The following is a 16,818-nucleotide window of genomic DNA, read 5'->3' on the forward strand; positions in this document are numbered from 1 at the left end:
CCGATGGCCTCGTCGCGCGGGCGCCGGCGCGTCCAGGAGATGGACTACTGGCCGAGCTTCGTGGACGCCCTGACCACGCTGCTGCTGGTGCTGATCTTCCTGTTGTCCATCTTCATGGTGGCGCAGTTTTTTCTCAGCCAGCAGCTCTCCGGCCGCGACAGCGTCCTTGCCCGCCTCAATGCCCAGATCAGCGAGCTGACGGAACTTCTGGCCCTCGAGCGCGCCTCCAGCGCCGAGCTGGAAACCACAATCGCAACCTTGCAGAACAGCCTTGGCGACCTGACTGCTGATCGTGACCGCTTGTCCGGCCTGCTGGAAGCCCGTGACGGCGCTGCCGCCAGCGCTGGCGGACAGCTTGCGACACTGGAAGGCGCGCTGGACGATGAGCGTCAGATCAGCCAACGTGCTATGGCGCAGGTGGAGCTTCTCAACCAGCAGATAGCCGCCCTGCGCCGCCAACTGGCCGCCGCCAACGCTGCACTGGAAGCCTCTGAGTCCAAGGAGCAGGAAAGCCAGGCCAAGATCGCCAGCCTCGGCCGCCGCCTGAATGCCGCGCTGGTGCAACGGGTGCAGGAACTGAACCGCTACCGCTCCGACTTCTTCGGTCGCCTGCGCGAGATCCTGTCGCAGCGCTCCGACATCCGGGTTGTCGGCGACCGGTTCGTGTTCCAGTCCGAGGTGCTGTTCGCCTCTGGAGCCGAAGACATCAATCCCAATGGCCGCGGCGAACTCGACAAGCTGGCCGAGGCGATCCTCGAACTGGAAAGCCAGATCCCATCGGAGATCAACTGGGTGCTGCGCGTCGACGGCCACACCGACGCGGTCCCGCTGTCCGGCACCGGACGGCTGCGCAACAACTGGGAGCTTTCCGCCGCCCGCGCCATCTCCGTTGTGCGTTACCTGATCGACAAGGGCGTCAGCCCGAAGCGGCTGGTGGCTGCAGGCTTTGGCGAATTCCAGCCGCTGGAGCCGGGTGACACGCCGGAAATCAACGCCCGCAACCGCCGCATCGAACTGAAGCTCACCGAGCGCTGAGAGCTTCCAGGACTGATCGAGAGCAAGTTATGCGTTGCAACCACGCACTGGCGTCATCCCCGCCTCGTGCGGAGTGCGGTTGAGCAGCGAGCACCGCTCTGCGAACGAGTAGACCCCGGGTCTCCGCTGCGCTGCGCCCGGGGTGACATCGGAGAGGATGTCAAAAGCAACGAAGAAGGCCGCCGGAAACCGGCGGCCTTCTCAATGTCTGGATGCGAGTGCACTCAGAAGCGGAAGTCGTCCTCTTCCTCATCCTCGTCCTTGCGGGACTTCTTGAGCGAGTTGAGCTTGGCGAAGACGGCATCGGCGTCGATCGCCTCTTCCTCTTCGCGCGGGCGACGGTCGCGGGTGAAGGCGGCAGCAATCGCCTCGTCGCTCGTGGTCTCTTCGACGGGGGCGAGCAGTTCACTGTAATCCGTTTCCGGACGCGGCGGAGCGTTCTTCGAGGCGCGCTCGACCTCGAGATCCAGTTCCAGCTGGGAGCACAGGCCAAGCGTCACCGGGTCGGACGGCGTCAGGCTGCTGGAATTCCAGTGGGTGCGGTCACGGATGGCAGCGATCGTCGGCTTGGTCGTGCCGACAAGACGCATGATCTGCGCGTCCTTCAGTTCCGGATGGTTACGGACAAGCCAGAGGATCGCGTTCGGACGGTCCTGACGACGCGACACCGGCGTGTAGCGCGGGCCGCGACGCTTGTTCTCCGGAACGACGACCTTCGAGCCCTGGAGCTTGAGCTGATAGGCCGGATCGCGCTGCGCCCGCTCGACTTCATCACGGCTGAGCTGGCCGGTGATGATCGGATCCAGCCCCTTGATGCCCTGGGCGGCTTCGCCATCGGCAATGGCTTTCACTTCCAACGGATGCAATCGGCAGAAGGCGGCGATCTGTGTGAAACTCAGCGACGTGTTGTCGACGAGCCAGACGGCGGTCGCCTTCGGCATAAGCGGCGTGTTCGACATCGGCTAAAGTCCTCCTGGCGGCTCCCTCGCCTGGCCGGGCGAAAAAGCGATAGTGCTATGTGAATGATTGGAGATTACCGACAATATACGTGGTGACGCCGGGAAACGCAAACACCGGCGAGGGGACGTGTGCGATTTTGTAACCGATTGGTCATCTTTTTTCCGTCGCGCAGCGGCGGCCAAACCATCTCAGACACATCCTTCCGGCAAATCGCCGGCTCAGCTGACCGTCAGAACGATCTTGCCAATATGGCCCGAGCTCTCCATCCGCAGATGTGCCGCGCTGGCCTGTTCGAACGGAAAAGTGGAATCCATCACCGGCTTGACCTGGCCCGATTCGATCAGCGGCCAGACGTTTTCCTTCAAGGCCTCGGCAATCGCCGCCTTGAAAGCCCCGTCACGCGGACGCAAGGTCGACCCGGTGTGCACCAGTCGCTTGATCATCAGCCGGTTGAAGTTGATCTGCTCGGCCTGGCCGTTGAGATTGGCAATCTGGCAGATGCGCCCCTCGACGGCTGCGGCCTGCCAGTTTTTCTCGACATAGTCGCCACCCACCATATCGAGAATGACATGCACACCCTCCCCGCCGGTGATCCGGGCGATCTCGGCGACGAAGTCATGGGTGTTGTAGTTGATCGCATGGTCCGCACCGAGCGCGCGGCAGGCGTCCGCCTTGGTGTCGCTTCCAACGGTGGTGAACACCTCCGCGCCGAAGGCCTTGGCCAACTGGATGGCCGTGGTGCCGATGCCTGACGTGCCGCCATGGACCAGGAAGCGCTCGCCGTTTTTCAGGCCGACCCGGTCGAAGACATTGCTCCAGACCGTGAAGAAGGTCTCCGGCAGGGCGGCCGCCTCGACCATGCCGAGGCCGGCGGGAATGGGCAGCGCATGGCGGGCGTCGACCGTCACATATTGCGCATAGCCACCGCCAGCGACGAGCGCCGTGACCGCATCCCCGATGCTGTGACCGGTGACGCCCGGACCGATGTCGGCAATCCAACCGGAAACCTCGAGCCCGGGGAGGTCCGATGCCTCTTTCGGTGCCGGATAGAGACCCATGCGCTGGAGCACATCGGGACGGTTGACCCCGGCGGCGACGACCTTGATCAGGATCTCTCCGGCTTGCGCAACCGGAACATGCCGCTGTTCGGGGGCGAGCACGTGCGGGCCACCAGGGGCGGTGATGGCAATTGCGGTCATCATCTCAGGCAGGCTGGCCGGAATGCTGGTCATGCGTCATCTCCGCAAGTCGTGAGTGAGCCCCATCTAGCCTTCCGTCAGCAGCCGGGGCAAGCTTGTGCCATGCCAAACCCTCTCAGGCTTTGGGCGCAGCTCACGAACTCGTGAATGCAGCACGGCCGGAACCGGGACAACACGGATCAGGATGACGGCAGGAGGAGCGACATGGAAGACTTGGAACCAAGGCAGAGCCTGTCAACGGAACGCCCACGCGCGGGCGATGATCTCGCACGTCTGTCCGAGACCGAACTGACTGAAAGAATTGAGATATTTACGGCAGAGATTGCCAGGCTGCGCAGCGAACTGGAGCGCCGGGACGGGGTCCGGTCAGCAGCGGAAGCACTCTTCTCCAAGAAATCTAGTTAAATCTGCGAATGATGAAGATGACGAAGCAAATGTGAGCCATTTTGGGTCAGTTTTTGCTTAGAATTTTAGTTATTTACTTATTATTAAGCTTTCCAAGAGATAACTATGGGTATCCAGTCATCTGGATTTTGAGTGGCTCCTGTCCACTCTGTTTGACGCCTCCCTGTTAACGACTTCGAGCCGCGGGTTCCGCGGCTCTTTTTTTTGCGCTACTGGCAAGGTACGGTTAAGCGACGATCCTGAGCCGGCTGCCACATGACCGGCGACGTTTCGCGGCATCTGGCACGACAACTGGCACGGCAGTTGCAATTCATGAGCCGATAGGTCCATCCGTCCCATATCAGGACTAGGTGGCAGAAGGTTCCGAAAGGAGCCGGGTTTCAGTAGAAGGCGTTAAACCCATGACCGACGACTCGAAGAAGCTTTTTCCCGTGCCGGAAACAGTCAGCTTTGCCGACCGGCTTGCCGCATCGCAGAAGTTCCAGGCCCTGTTCCAGGAAGGCATGGCTCTCGTTGAAGAGACAGCGTGCTACCTGGACGGTGACGGCCGTTCCGAATCCAAGTCGCTCGACCGGCCGGCTTCGCTGGCCTATGCGACCGAATCCATGCGCCTGACCACCCGTCTGATGCAGCTGGCCTCCTGGCTGCTGCTGCAGCGCGCCGTGAATGAAGGCGAAATGACCCCGGTCCAGGCTGGCAGCGAGAAGAACAAGGTTCGCCTTGATCGCCTCAGCTCCTCGACGGGCGGCAATGCTTTCAATGACTTGCCGGAGCGTCTGCAGGATCTCGTCGTGCGTTCCGTGCGCCTGCAGGAACGTGTCCAGCATCTGGACGCCATGCTGTACCCGCGTGAAGACGCCGTGGTCCAGGATGCGCCGGCGGAAAACCCGGTCGCCCAGCAGATCGACAAGCTGTTCGCCGCCTTCGGCCGCGCCGGCTAAACGAACGCCCGACAGCCGGCCCTGCCGGTGCGAATGGTCGACGCCTTCCCATTCGCGCCGGGCCGGCTGACGAGGCTGCAGCCTGAGTGGCAGCCGGTCAGAAGGCTCTCAGAGCGCTCTCGCGCGTTCCCGCAAGGCGTATTTCTGGATCTTGCCCGTTGATGTCTTGGGAAGATCACAGAAGACAACGGTGCGCGGTGCCTTGAAATGGGCCATGCGCTCGCGGCAGAAGGCAATCAGCTCCGCTTCGCTGACACTCGCCGACCCTTTCAGTTCCACAAAGGCACAGGGTGTCTCACCCCATTTCTCGTCCGGGCGCGCCACGACAGCAGCGGCCTGGACGGCTGGATGCTTGTACAGAACGTCCTCGACCTCGATCGAGGAGATGTTCTCCCCGCCCGAGATGATGATGTCCTTTGAGCGGTCCTTGAGCTGGATGTAGCCGTCCGGGTGCATGACGCCGAGATCGCCGCTGTGGAACCAGCCGCCTTCAAAGGCCTCCGCGGTGGCCTCGGGGTTCTTCAGGTAGCCCTTCATCACCACATTGCCGCGGAACATGACTTCGCCCAGCGTCTGGCCGTCGCGCGGAACCTCGACCATCGTCGCCGGATCCATGACCGTCAAACCTTCAAGCGCAACGTAGCGCACACCCTGCCTTGCCTTCAGCGCCGCGCGAGCATCCGGGGCGAGATCCTCCCATTCGCCCTTCCAGTCATTGACCACAGCCGGTCCGTAGACCTCGGTGAGGCCATAGAGATGCGTGACGTTGAAGCCGGCGTCCTGCATGGCAGCCAGCACCGATTCTGGCGGCGGCGCGGCGGCCGTGAAGAACTCGACCACGCGCGGCAGTGGCCGCTTGTCGCTCTCCGGCGTTCCCAGCAGCGTCGACATGATGATCGGCGCGCCGCACAGATGCGTCACCCCTTCGTCGGCAATCAGGTCCCAGATCGCCTTGGCCCGCACCCAGCGCAGGCAGACATGGGTGCCGGCCACCACCGACAGGGACCAGGGGAAACACCAGCCGTTGCAGTGGAACATCGGCAGGGTCCAGAGATAGACCGGATGCCGACCCATCGCCGCCGTGAGGATGTTGGCCTGGGCCAGCAGATAGGCGCCGCGATGATGATAGACGACGCCCTTCGGGTTGCCGGTGGTGCCCGATGTGTAGTTGAGCGCGATGGCGTCCCATTCGTCGCCCGGCAGGGACCAGGCGAAGTCCGGGTCGCCGGTTGCCAGCAGCTCGTCATAGTCCAGCGAACCGAGCCTTTCGCCGGTCTGCGGATAGACCGGATCGGAATAATCGATGACGACGGGTTTCACCCGGGCCAGTGCCAGCGCCTGTTTCATCACCGGGGCGAACTCCCGGTCGGTGATCAGAACCTTCGTCTCGGCGTGATCGAGCTGGAAGGCGAGAACGGCCGCGTCCAGGCGAGTGTTGAGCGAATGCAGCACACCGCCCGCCATCGGCACGCCGTAGTGGGCCTCCAGCATCGGCGGCACATTGGGCAGCATCACCGTGACGGTGTCGTTCTTGCCGATGCCAAGACGGGCCAGCACGGACGCAAGACGGCGGCTGCGCGCAAGGAACTCGGCATAGGTCAGGCGCTGGTGCCCATGTACAACTGCAATGCGATCGGGATAGACATCAGCGGCGCGGGCGAGAAAGCTCAGCGGGCTGAGGGGCGTGTAATTGGCCGGCGTCCTGTCGAGGTCGCGGTCATAGGGGCTGCCAGTGGCATGCATGGTTGTTCCTCCCGGGTGTTGACGCCATCAAAGCGCCCCCGGGCTCACCGCGCAATCCGCCATCAGGCTGATGTCATCCGATCAGCTGGCTGATCCCGTCATAGACGAGCTTGCATCCGATCACGGTCATTGCGGCATAGATGACGCCATAGAAGGTTTGCGGCTTGACGCGTTTGACCAGCCAGACGCCGGCGAGCGTCGACAGGGGCGCAAGCGGCAGCAGCACGGCGGCGGTGGTAAGATTGCGCGCATCGAACTGGCCGAGATAGAAATAGGGCACCAGCTTCACCGCATTGATCGCGGAAAAGAAAATGACGGCCGTGCCGGCAAACAGCATCGGCGCCAGGCGCAGTGGCACCATGTAGAGCTGGAACGGCGGACCGCCGGTGTGACTGACGAAACTGGTGAAACCGGACACCGCGCCCCAGAAGGCTCCGGCCAGCGGGCGATGGCCCCGCGCCACCTGCGCAGCTTCTGGCTTGGGCCGGAAGCGTTCGGCCACAAAGACGAGGCAGAGCACGCCAACGAGCAGGGTCACATGGGCGTCCTCGACCAGCGAGGCCGTGGCCCAACCAACCGCGACCCCGGCGACCCCGGCGGGCAGCAGCAGGGCGAGCGAACGGCGGTCATAAACACCGCGATAGGCAAACAGACCGATCAGGTCCATCACGACCAGGATCGGAAGCAGGATCCCCGCCGCCTGTACCGGCGGAATGGCGAGCGCCATCAGCGGCACCGCAAGCATGCCGATGGATCCGCCGAAGCCACCCTTCGACAGGCCGGCGAGGACAACCGCAGGAACGGCGACGGCATAGAACAGGGGATCGGCAAGAGGCAGCATCAAGGGGGTCCGGGAAAGCACGCCAGGCGGAGAAAAGGGCCATGAGGGCCCTGATCCTTGCAGCATATCCAAAGGGGCTACGTAAAGGCCCGCCCCTGCGAATGTCTTAGGGCATCACCCCTTTTTGCCCCTTGCGCCTGATCGCGGGCAGGCACACTCTTGCCTAAATACAAGCATGCCGCTTCGGCAGGTCGTAACATGTGCCAGCCGGTGCAGGCCCGGAAAGTCCGGGGAGGACACGAGGGACATGAGCAGCCGTTACCATGCGACCTATGCAGCCTGGCAGGCAGACCCGGAAGGTTTCTGGGCGGACGCTGCCAGGGGCATCGACTGGTTCCGCCCCCATGACAAGGTGTTCGCCCCGGAACTCGGCGTCTATGGCCGCTGGTTCCCCGGCGCCACGACCAACACATGCCACAACTGCCTCGACCGACACGTCGAACAAGGACGGGCGGATCAGGCGGCCTTGATTTACGACAGCCCCATCACCCAGACCCGGCGCACATACACATATGAAGAACTGCTCGACCACGTTCAGGCCATGGCTGCTGCCTTGGCCGATCGCGGCATCGGCAAGGGCGACCGGGTCATTCTCTACATGCCCATGATCCCCGAGGCCGTGATGGCGATGCTCGCCTGCGCGCGCCTCGGGGCGATCCATTCGGTGGTCTTTGGTGGCTTCGCGGCCCATGAACTGGCCACCCGCATTGATGACGCGACCCCGAAAGCGATCATCTGCGCCTCCTGCGGTCTCGAGCCAGGCCGTACCATCGCCTACAAGCCTCTGGTCGACGCAGCCATCGATCAGGCTGCCCACAAGCCGGACCATGTTCTGGTCATCCAGCGCCCGCAGCTCGCCGCAGGACTCGACCGGCCCGGTGACGTTGATCTCGGTGTGGAAATGGGCAAGGCGCTGGAAGAGGGGCGCAAGGTGCCCTGCACCCCCGTCGAGGCGACTGACCCGCTTTACATCCTCTATACCTCCGGCACCACCGGCCAGCCCAAGGGCGTGGTGCGCGACACCGGTGGCCACATGGTGGCGCTGAAATGGTCGATGGAGAACCTCTACGGCGTCGCCCCCGGAGAGGTGTTCTGGGCCGCGTCGGATGTCGGCTGGGTCGTCGGGCACTCCTACATTGTCTATGCCCCGCTGCTGCACGGCTGCACGACGGTGGTCTTTGAAGGAAAGCCGGTTGGAACCCCGGACGCCGGCGTGTTCTGGCGGGTGATCTCGGACCACAAGGTGGTCGCCCTGTTCACAGCGCCGACGGCCTTCCGCGCCATCAAGAAGGAAGATCCGAACGGCACATTCATAGGCAACTATGATCTCAGCCGCTTCCGCACCCTGTTCCTGGCCGGTGAACGCGCCGACCCCGACACAATCCGCTGGGCGGAGGAAAAGCTGCAGGTGCCGGTGATTGACCACTGGTGGCAGACCGAGACCGGCTGGGCCATCGTGGGCAATCCTGTCGGGCTCGGCCAGCTGCCGGTGAAGCACGGTTCGCCGACGGTCGCCATGCCCGGCTATGACGTGCGCGTGCTGGACGATGCCGGACATCCCCTGCCCGCTGGCACCCTTGGCAACATCGTCGTCAAGCTGCCGCTGCCGCCGGGATGCCTGCCGACCTTGTGGAACGCGGATGCCCGGTTCCGCTCGGCCTATCTCGAGGAGTTCCCCGGCTACTACAAGACGGCAGACGCAGGGCTGATCGATGACGAGGGCTACCTGTCAATCATGGCGCGGACCGATGACATCATCAATGTCGCCGGACACCGCCTGTCGACGGGCGCCATGGAAGAGGTCCTGTCCGGCCACCCGGACGTGGCCGAATGCGCCGTCATCGGCATTGCGGACCAGCTCAAGGGCCAGCTGCCCTGCGGCTTTGTCGTGCTCAAGTCCGGTGTCCATCGCAGCCATACAGAGATCGAGACGGAATTGGTCAAGCGCGTGCGCGATCTGATCGGACCGGTGGCCGCGTTCAAGATCGCCATCACCGTCGACCGGCTGCCCAAGACCCGGTCCGGCAAGATCCTGCGCGGAACCATGCGCCAGATCGCCGATGGCCAGGATTACCGCATGCCGGCGACCATCGACGATCCGGCGATCCTGACGGAAATCGAAGCGGCGCTGAATGCCCATGGGGTCCGCACGAAGGCCTGAGGACACTGCACGGCGGGCCATCGACAGGCCCGCCGCTTGACCCTATTGTTCCGGCAAAGCTGCCATGCAGCTCCCGCCCCGAACCCTGGTCAACTACGAGGAAATCCCCTTGTCCCTCACCAACAAGGTCGCCATCATCACCGGCGCAGCCCGCGGCATCGGCTTTGCCATTGCCAAACGCTTCCTGCACGACGGCGCCAAGGTCGTGATTGCCGATGTGGACGACGACGCGGGCGAGGCCGCAGTCGAGGAACTGAAGCGCCTTGGCGACATCATCTATGTCAGCTGCAACGTTGCCGAGAAGCTGGACGTGCGGAATCTTGTTGCCGAGACGCTGAATGCCTTCGGCGACATCGACATCCTCGTCAACAACGCCGGCATCGCCATCGGCTCCGACTTCCTGACGCTGGAAGAGGCTGATTTTGACCGCGTGCTGCAGGTGAACCTGAAAGGCGCTTTCCTGGTGTCGCAGGCCGTTGCCCGCCACATGGTCGAGAAGGTCCAGGCCGGCGGCACCGCGGGCGCCATCGTCAACATGTCCTCGGTCAATGCGGTTCTCGCGATCCCCTCGCAGATCCCCTATTGCGTCTCCAAGGGCGGCATGTCGCAGCTGACCAAGGCGACCGCGCTGGCGCTTGCCCCGCATGGCATCCGCGTCAACGCCATCGGCCCTGGCTCGATCATGACCGACATGCTGGCCTCGGTGAACTCCGACAAGGCGGCGCGCAACCGCATCCTGTCGCGCACGCCGCTGAGCCGCGTCGGCGAGCCCTCGGAAATCGCGTCGGTTGCCGCGTTCCTTGCTTCTGACGATGCGTCCTACATCACCGGCCAGACAATCTTTGTCGATGGTGGCCGTCTGCCGCTCAACTACACGGTCGCAGTGCCGGACGCCGACTGATCCGGCGTCCCGTCTTGCTGTCCCCTGTGCGTCGCGCAGGGGTGCGGCAACTGACCTTCATGGCAGTCGAGGGTCAGTAGGTTTCCTGCAAGGCGCGTGCGCCCGTTTCAAACTGGAGACGGGCGAGCCGCGCGTACAGGCCATCCTGCGCCACCAGATCGGCGTGGCTGCCGCTCTCGACGATCCTGCCCTGATCCATGACGATGATCCGGTCGGCCTTCAGCACGGTGGCGAGCCGGTGCGCGATGACAAGCGTCGTGCGGCCCTGCATGAGCTGCTCCAGCGCCTGCTGCACCAGGGTCTCGCTTTCCGCATCCAGGGCGCTGGTGGCCTCGTCCAGCAGCAGCACGGGCGCGTCCTTGAGCACAGCGCGGGCGATGGCAATCCGCTGACGCTGGCCGCCGGAAAGCGTGATGCCGCGCTCCCCCAGGACCGTGTCATAGCCCTGCGGCAGTGCCGCGATGAAGTCATGTGCCAGGGCGAGGCGAGCGGCAGATTCGATCTCTGCCCGTGACGCCCCGGGCCGGCCGTAGGCGATGTTGTCGGCGGCGCTGGCACCAAAGACCACCGTGTCCTGCGGCACCAGCGCAATGCGCGCCCGCACGGCCTCGGGGTCCGTTTCTCGCAGATCCACGCCGTCGAGCAGGATGCGGCCGCCGGTTGGATCGTAGAAGCGCATCAGAAGGTGGAACAGGGTCGACTTGCCAGCCCCGGACGGTCCCACGACGGCAACCGTTTCGCCGCGGCGGATGTCGAGATCGATCTGGCGGAGCACCGGAATGGCCGTGGGTGTGCCCAGATCCTCAGCGGCCGGGTCCTGCCGGTTATAGGCAAAGGCCACGGCTTCAAAGCGGATCTCCCCACGCGGGGGCACCGGCAGCGGCAAAGGCCGCGCCGGAGCGGCGATAGCTGGCTGGATGCGCAGCAGCTCCGCCAGACGCTCGGCAGCCCCGGCAGCCTGGGAGATTTCTCCCCAGACCTGCGACAGTTCCCCGAGCGCGCCGGCAGCCAGGATCGAATACAGCAGGAACTGCCCCAGCTGACCGCCCGTCATCCGGCCGGAGAAGACGTCACCCGCTCCGATCCAGAGCACGGCGACGACGCTGGAGGAAATGACGAGAATGGCAAAGCCAGTAAGGAATGCTCGCGCGCCGAGCGCGCCGCGTGCCGCGCGGAAGGCGGTATCGATGGCCGATCCATATCGAGCCGCAACCAGACGCTCGGCCGTGAAGGCCTGCAGCGTGCGGACGGAGCCCAGCATCTCGGAGGCAAAGGCCGAGGCATCGGCCAGCGAGTCTTGCGCCAAACGCGAGCGCTTGCGCACCATGCGGCCAAAGCCGATCAGGGGCAGCACGATGATCGGGATCACCGCCAGCACGATCACCGACAGGCGCGGGCTGGTGTAGACCATCAGCGATACCGCCCCGACGAACATGACGAAGTTGCGCAGCGCAATGGAGGCGCTCGACCCGAACGCGGCCTTGATCTGCGTCGTGTCCGCCGTCAGCCGCGACAGGATCTCGCCGGACCGGGCGCTGTCATAGAACGCCGGACTGAGCCGCGTGAGATGAGCAAAGACATCGGCCCGAACGTCGGAGACGATCCGCTCGCCGACCCACATCACCAGGAAGAACCGGCTGGCGCTGGCCAGGGCCAGCGTGGCCGCAACGCCGATCAGAACAAGAAAATAGGTGTTCACCAGCTGCGGATCATCCGCACCAAACCCGTGGTCGATCATCTGGCGCACGGCCATCGGCAGCACCAGGGTCGTCGCTGCAGCGCCGACAAGGGCAACGAGCGCACCCGCGACCATCAGCCGGTAGCGGCCAAGATAGGGCAGCAACTGGGCCAGAGGACGCAGGGACCGGCTGCGATTTTCGGTCTTCGGATCAGACTTCTGATCTGGCTTCGCCGTCGCGGCTGCGGGGTCTGCGGTGGCCAAGACGGGACACTCCACTCAACGCTGTTTGTCTCTGGCTGGAGAGGTGGCGCATCGGCCGCGGAATTCCAAGCGGAAAAAGGCCGAATTGCGCAAACACGCGCCCTTGTTTTGCCAGCCGTCTTACGATATAGCAGCGCCTCATGTTTCAAAGGGCTGCCCTTGCGCACGCGCGCGGTCAGCTCAGCACTCAAGACACGCATCTCGCCGGCCGGCCGTTCGGGGCTAAGGGCAGGTGCTGGAAAGGACCGGCGATGAAAGCGAACATCCATCCCGACTACCACGCCATCAAGGTCGTCATGACCGATGGTACGGAGTACATGACCCGCTCGACCTACGGCAAGGAAGGCGACACCCTGGCTCTCGACATCGATCCGATCTCCCACCCGGCCTGGACCGGTGGCGAGCGTCAGATCATGGACCGTGGCGGCCGCGTCTCGCGCTTCAAGAACAAGTTTGCGGGCTTCCTCGGTTCGTAAGCCTGTTGCCGGCGGCATCGCCAGAGCAGTTTCAAAAACCCTCGCAACGATGTTGCGGGGGTTTTTTGTTGTCTGCGGAGTGGCCTCGACGTGGCACCAGACCAGGCGCGTGAGACGGAAAAACCCCGCCTGTGGCCAGACGGGGTTTTCAGAAAGCGACTGTGAGTGAAAACGTGGCGCGCTCGACACGCATGATCGGCGGCGCCGGGATCGGCAGAGGTGCGCCTCAGTGCACCGTATCATCGCCTCGCAGTTTCTTGATTTCGTCCTTGAGCCGGAGTTTGCGGCGCTTCATATCGGCCACTTCGAGATTATCGACACTCGGGTGCAGAAGGGCAGTCTCGATTTCCCGCTCGAGGGCGGCATGACGGCGTTCCAGTTCTGCGATGTGCGACTGCATTGACATGGATGATGCTCCTTGTCTTATTGGCTCTAACAACAAGATGGTGCCACATATTTTGCCGGCTTGTCGAATGCATTAATGAGGGACAGCCCCGCATTTGCTGCATATCGCACTGCAAAACGAACCGAACGATTACGTAAGGTTTAAGATCACGCGATGATTTTGACCTTGTAAATGACGTAACGTTCAAACGCGTTGCGCCACCTTGTGTTCAATAACCATGTGTTAGCCACAGGTTCGACAAATTGGGCTCGCCCGATGTCGGCCTGCGGTGTACGGTTTCGCTGTGAATGGCAGCACAGCCACGTGTAATTCGCCGGAGAAGGACTTCAGTCCGGCCGGCACTGACTGCGCGGCACGTGAATTGTGTCTGGGGAGTGCAATGTCGGAAGCCAATGAAAAAGCCTTGCGGGTGGAACTCGCCCAGCTGCGCCAGGAACATCGCGACCTGGACATGGCCGTCCAGGCGCTTGCCGGCACCGGCAGCGCCGACGCCTTGCAACTCCAGCGCCTGAAAAAGAAAAAGCTGATGATCCGCGACCGAATCGCCGCGATCGAGGATCAGCTTTTTCCCGACATCATCGCCTGACACGGCTGGCGGCTTTTTGCAGCGCAGCAGTGCCCCTGCCCTTGCGCCACGCCAGCCACTCCCTATAATCCGCGCCTTTCCGGAACCCGCGTCAAGCGAAGGAGATGCAATGGCAAACGGGAGCGCCGAGGCCGCCGCGCCAGTCGCGATCATCATGGGCAGCCAGTCCGACTGGCCCACCATGAAACATGCCGCCGAAACCCTCGACCGGCTAGGCGTCGCATATGAGGCCCGCATCGTTTCCGCCCATCGCACGCCGGAGCGCATGTTCGATTTCGCCAAGGCCGCGCGCGGCAATGGCGTGAAGGTGATCATCGCCGGCGCCGGAGGCGCAGCGCATCTTCCCGGCATGACCGCCGCCCTGACACCGCTGCCGGTGTTCGGCGTGCCGATCGAGTCGCGCACCCTGAAAGGCGAGGACAGCCTTCTGTCCATCGTGCAGATGCCGGCCGGCATTCCCGTCGGCACGCTCGCCATCGGCAAGGCCGGGGCCGTCAATGCCGCCCTGATGGCCGCATCTGTCCTGGCTCTGACGGACATGGGCCTTGCTGACCGGCTCGATGCCTTCCGCACCGCCCAGACCGAGGCAGTCGCCGACTTCCCGACCGACGAGGAATGATCCGACCATGACAGACCGTGCAGCGCGCGTCCTCGCCCCGGGTGACACCATCGGCATTCTCGGCGGCGGGCAGCTCGGCCGCATGCTGGCGGAAGCGGCCTCTGCCCTCGGCCTGAAGGTGCATGTCTTCTGCCCGGAAGCAGGCAGCCCCGCCTTCGACGTTGCAGCGGCCCACACGCTTGGCGCCTATGAGGACACCGCAGCGCTCGACGCCTTTGCCGCTCAGGTCGATGTGGTGACCTACGAGTTCGAGAACGTGCCCGGCCCCACGGCTGCGCATCTTGCGGCGCGCCTGCCGGTCCGCCCCGGTCCGAAGGCACTGGCCGTGGCGCAGGACCGCCTCGGCGAGAAGGACTTCCTGTCGACCGCCGGCATCGCGCTGGCTGGCTATGCCCGCATCGACAGCCTTGCTGATCTGGACTCAGCGCTCGCCCGCTTTGGCGGCCAGGGCGTGCTGAAGACCCGGCGGTTCGGCTATGACGGCAAGGGACAGGCGATGATCCGCGATGCCGCCAAGGCCGCTGAGGCATTCGCGGCACTGGGCGGCAAGGACCTGATTCTCGAGGCGCTGATCCCCTTCGTGCGCGAAGTGTCCGTGGTGGCCGCGCGCAGCGTGACGGGCGAGGTCGTTGCCTATGACATCACCGAAAACCACCACGAGCACCACATTCTGAAGACCTCCACCGTTCCGGCGAATGTGGGGATGGCGACTGCCGATAGCGCGCGGGAGATCGCCGGACGCATTGTCACGGCGCTCGACTATGTCGGCATCATCGGTGTGGAAATGTTCGTGGTTGGAACAGGCGCGGACGAGCACCTGCTGGTCAACGAGATCGCCCCGCGTGTGCACAATTCCGGCCACTGGACACAGGACGCCTGCCTGGTCTCGCAGTTCGAGCAGCACATCCGCGCTGTTGCCGGCTGGCCACTCGGCAAGGCGGAGCGGCACAGCGACGTGGTGATGGAGAACCTCATCGGCGCGGAAGCGGACGACTGGGCCAAGATCCTGGCCGAACCCAATGCGCGCCTGCACCTCTACGGCAAGGCGGAGAGCCGCCCGGGCCGCAAGATGGGCCACGTCAACCGCATCACGCCAAAGCGCTGAGACTGGTCTTGCGGCCGGCCGCTCAGACGGCCGGCAGAAGCCCCGCTTCCTTGCGGCGGGCAAAGCGCCAGATCGCCATGATCGCGGTCGAGGCCAGCCCGCCAGCCAGACCCCACCAGATGCCGACGCCGCCCAGACCAAGCGGAAACGCCAGGACGTATGACAGCGTCATGCCAATGGCCATGTAGCCAACCAGCGCGTAGAGCAGCGGCGTCATCGTGTCGCCCAGACCGCGCAGGATGCTGCCGCCGGCCACCTGCGCCCCATCCGCAATCTGGAACACGGCTGCGACCCCGAGCAGGCTGACGGCAATGGCGAGGACTTCAGCCGAAGCCGGATTGTCGAAGTCGAGGAACAGCGAGACGATCGGACCAGGAATGGTCCAGAAGGCGATGGCCGCCAGCGTCATGAAGCCAAGGGTCAGCCACAGGGCCGTCCAGCCGGCGCGGGCAATCCCGTCCAGATCCCGCTGCCCTGCTGCCAGACCCACCCGTGTCATGCCGGCCTGCGAAATGCCGAGAGGCACCATGAAGGTGATCGAGGCGATCTGCAGGGCAATGCCATGGGCGGCCAGCGGCAAGGTGCCAACCCAGCCCATCATCATCGTCGAGCCGGTGAACAGGAAGCCCTCGGCCACGATGGTCAGGCCGATCGGCGCGCCCATGCGCAAGATCTGGAAGAACACCGGCCAGTCACTGCGCCAGAGGCGTCCGAAGACATTGAACCGGCGCAAGCGCGGCTGGGTGACCACATAGGCGGCAAGGATCGAGAAGGCCAGCATCTGAGTGCAGAAGGAGGCGATTGCCGCGCCCTGCAGCTCAAGCCGCGGGAAGCCGAAATGTCCAAAGATCAGCACATAGTTGAGGATCGCATTGAGCCCGGCTGCGCCAAGCGTCGCCCACAGCACGATCTGCGGCCGGTTCATCACGGTCACAAAGGCGCGCGTCGCCATGATCGCCATCGACGGCAACAGCATCCACTGCATGATCCGCATGTAGCCTGCGGCGAGTTCTGCCAGTTCCGGCGTCTGGCCGAGCGCGATCAGGATATCGCGGGTGAACCACAGCACGGCCCAGACCGGCAGGCAATAAAGCGCAACAGCCCAGAGGCCCATGCGGACCGTCCGGCGCAGGTCACGCGGCGCTTTTCGTCCAAGCGCCTGTGCTGCAAGCGGAATGATGGCCTGGGTCATGCCCATGCCGAAGAACCAGAACAGGATGTAAAGGTTGTTGGCCAGCACGACCGCGCCAAGCTCGACAGGACCGAGCCAGCCGACCATGATGATGTCAGTCGTGTTGATCGCCATCTGCGCCAGTTGAGCGCCAGCCAGGGGCAGACCGAGGGCAAGCGTCGGGGCAATGTCGCTGCGCCAGAGCGAAGACAGGGTGAGGGCGGGTTTCGTGGACACTCGCGGGCTCCAGAAAGCAGGCGGATGCGCGGCACCGGGCGAACCTATCGGCAGGCAAACAGAAACTGGCCGACAAGACCATCCGATGGG

16 protein-coding genes are annotated in these 16,818 nt (G+C 64.0%); 9 read left to right on the top strand and 7 right to left on the bottom strand.

The annotated features are described in order from the left end of the window. The first annotated feature begins 3 nt into the window (after positions 1 to 3). Entirely contained in the window at positions 4 to 1,035 is a 1,032-nt protein-coding gene (locus C8348_RS01260) for a peptidoglycan -binding protein (protein WP_106751446.1), read from the top strand. Between the two features lie 224 nt (positions 1,036 to 1,259). Here the strand turns inward: C8348_RS01260 and C8348_RS01265 are convergent, their stop codons facing one another. Next, positions 1,260 to 1,994, bottom strand: a complete 735-nt coding sequence (locus C8348_RS01265) for a DUF1013 domain-containing protein (protein ID WP_106751447.1) — start codon at positions 1,992 to 1,994, stop codon at positions 1,260 to 1,262. A gap of 219 nt (positions 1,995 to 2,213) precedes the next feature. Next, the gene (locus C8348_RS01270; protein WP_106751448.1) at positions 2,214 to 3,227 is read right to left on the bottom strand and encodes an NAD(P)H-quinone oxidoreductase; all 1,014 of its coding nucleotides are present in this window, start codon (positions 3,225 to 3,227) and stop codon (positions 2,214 to 2,216) included. A gap of 171 nt (positions 3,228 to 3,398) precedes the next feature. On the opposite strand from C8348_RS01270, the gene C8348_RS01275 reads away from it, so the two are divergent. Continuing rightward, positions 3,399 to 3,599, top strand: a complete 201-nt coding sequence (locus C8348_RS01275; protein WP_106751651.1) for a DUF1192 domain-containing protein — start codon at positions 3,399 to 3,401, stop codon at positions 3,597 to 3,599. Between the two features lie 401 nt (positions 3,600 to 4,000). Next, on the top strand, positions 4,001 to 4,540 hold the full coding sequence (rcdA, locus tag C8348_RS01280; protein WP_106751449.1) for a protease adaptor protein RcdA: 540 nt from the start codon (positions 4,001 to 4,003) through the stop codon (positions 4,538 to 4,540). A 108-nt stretch (positions 4,541 to 4,648) separates the two neighbouring features. On the opposite strand, the gene C8348_RS01285 is transcribed toward rcdA, so the two are convergent. Further along, the gene (locus C8348_RS01285) at positions 4,649 to 6,283 is read right to left on the bottom strand and encodes an acyl-CoA synthetase (protein ID WP_106751450.1); all 1,635 of its coding nucleotides are present in this window, start codon (positions 6,281 to 6,283) and stop codon (positions 4,649 to 4,651) included. Positions 6,284 to 6,356: 73 nt separating this feature from the next. Beyond that, positions 6,357 to 7,124 carry a sulfite exporter TauE/SafE family protein gene (locus tag C8348_RS01290; protein WP_106751451.1) on the bottom strand — a complete coding sequence of 256 codons (768 nt, stop codon included), beginning with the start codon at positions 7,122 to 7,124 and terminating at the stop codon, positions 6,357 to 6,359. 247 nt (positions 7,125 to 7,371) lie between these two features. On the opposite strand from C8348_RS01290, the gene C8348_RS01295 reads away from it, so the two are divergent. Together C8348_RS01295 and C8348_RS01300 are read left to right on the top strand one after the other, a co-directional pair. Further along, entirely contained in the window at positions 7,372 to 9,285 is a 1,914-nt protein-coding gene (locus C8348_RS01295; RefSeq protein WP_106751452.1) for a propionyl-CoA synthetase, read from the top strand. Between the two features lie 64 nt (positions 9,286 to 9,349). After that, positions 9,350 to 10,186: an SDR family NAD(P)-dependent oxidoreductase gene (locus C8348_RS01300; protein ID WP_198646877.1), complete on the top strand. Its 837-nt coding sequence runs from the start codon at positions 9,350 to 9,352 to the stop codon at positions 10,184 to 10,186. 73 nt (positions 10,187 to 10,259) lie between these two features. Here the strand turns inward: C8348_RS01300 and C8348_RS01305 are convergent, their stop codons facing one another. After that, positions 10,260 to 12,128 carry an ABC transporter transmembrane domain-containing protein gene (locus C8348_RS01305; RefSeq protein ID WP_106751453.1) on the bottom strand — a complete coding sequence of 623 codons (1,869 nt, stop codon included), beginning with the start codon at positions 12,126 to 12,128 and terminating at the stop codon, positions 10,260 to 10,262. 251 nt (positions 12,129 to 12,379) lie between these two features. Between C8348_RS01305 and rpmE the strand changes: the two genes are divergently transcribed. Next, positions 12,380 to 12,604 carry a 50S ribosomal protein L31 gene (gene rpmE / locus C8348_RS01310; RefSeq protein ID WP_106751454.1) on the top strand — a complete coding sequence of 75 codons (225 nt, stop codon included), beginning with the start codon at positions 12,380 to 12,382 and terminating at the stop codon, positions 12,602 to 12,604. Between the two features lie 226 nt (positions 12,605 to 12,830). Here rpmE and C8348_RS01315 read toward each other — a convergent pair whose 3' ends face one another. Continuing rightward, positions 12,831 to 13,010 (bottom strand): YdcH family protein, encoded by a 180-nt coding sequence (locus C8348_RS01315; protein WP_106751455.1) that lies wholly within the window; start codon positions 13,008 to 13,010, stop codon positions 12,831 to 12,833. Positions 13,011 to 13,389: 379 nt separating this feature from the next. On the opposite strand from C8348_RS01315, the gene C8348_RS01320 reads away from it, so the two are divergent. The 3 genes from C8348_RS01320 (at position 13,390) to C8348_RS01330 (ending at position 15,320) form a co-directional block, all read left to right on the top strand. Further along, positions 13,390 to 13,596 (top strand): YdcH family protein, encoded by a 207-nt coding sequence (locus tag C8348_RS01320; protein ID WP_106751456.1) that lies wholly within the window; start codon positions 13,390 to 13,392, stop codon positions 13,594 to 13,596. Positions 13,597 to 13,705: 109 nt separating this feature from the next. Continuing rightward, entirely contained in the window at positions 13,706 to 14,215 is a 510-nt protein-coding gene (gene purE / locus C8348_RS01325) for a 5-(carboxyamino)imidazole ribonucleotide mutase (protein WP_106751457.1), read from the top strand. 7 nt (positions 14,216 to 14,222) lie between these two features. Next, positions 14,223 to 15,320 (top strand): 5-(carboxyamino)imidazole ribonucleotide synthase, encoded by a 1,098-nt coding sequence (locus tag C8348_RS01330; protein WP_106751458.1) that lies wholly within the window; start codon positions 14,223 to 14,225, stop codon positions 15,318 to 15,320. 22 nt (positions 15,321 to 15,342) lie between these two features. Here C8348_RS01330 and C8348_RS01335 read toward each other — a convergent pair whose 3' ends face one another. Then, on the bottom strand, positions 15,343 to 16,728 hold the full coding sequence (locus C8348_RS01335; protein ID WP_208983438.1) for an MATE family efflux transporter: 1,386 nt from the start codon (positions 16,726 to 16,728) through the stop codon (positions 15,343 to 15,345). Positions 16,729 to 16,818 lie beyond the last annotated feature (90 nt).

This window comes from Pannonibacter carbonis, from assembly GCF_003012935.1.
Taxonomy (GTDB): Bacteria; Pseudomonadota; Alphaproteobacteria; order Rhizobiales; family Stappiaceae; genus Pannonibacter; species Pannonibacter carbonis.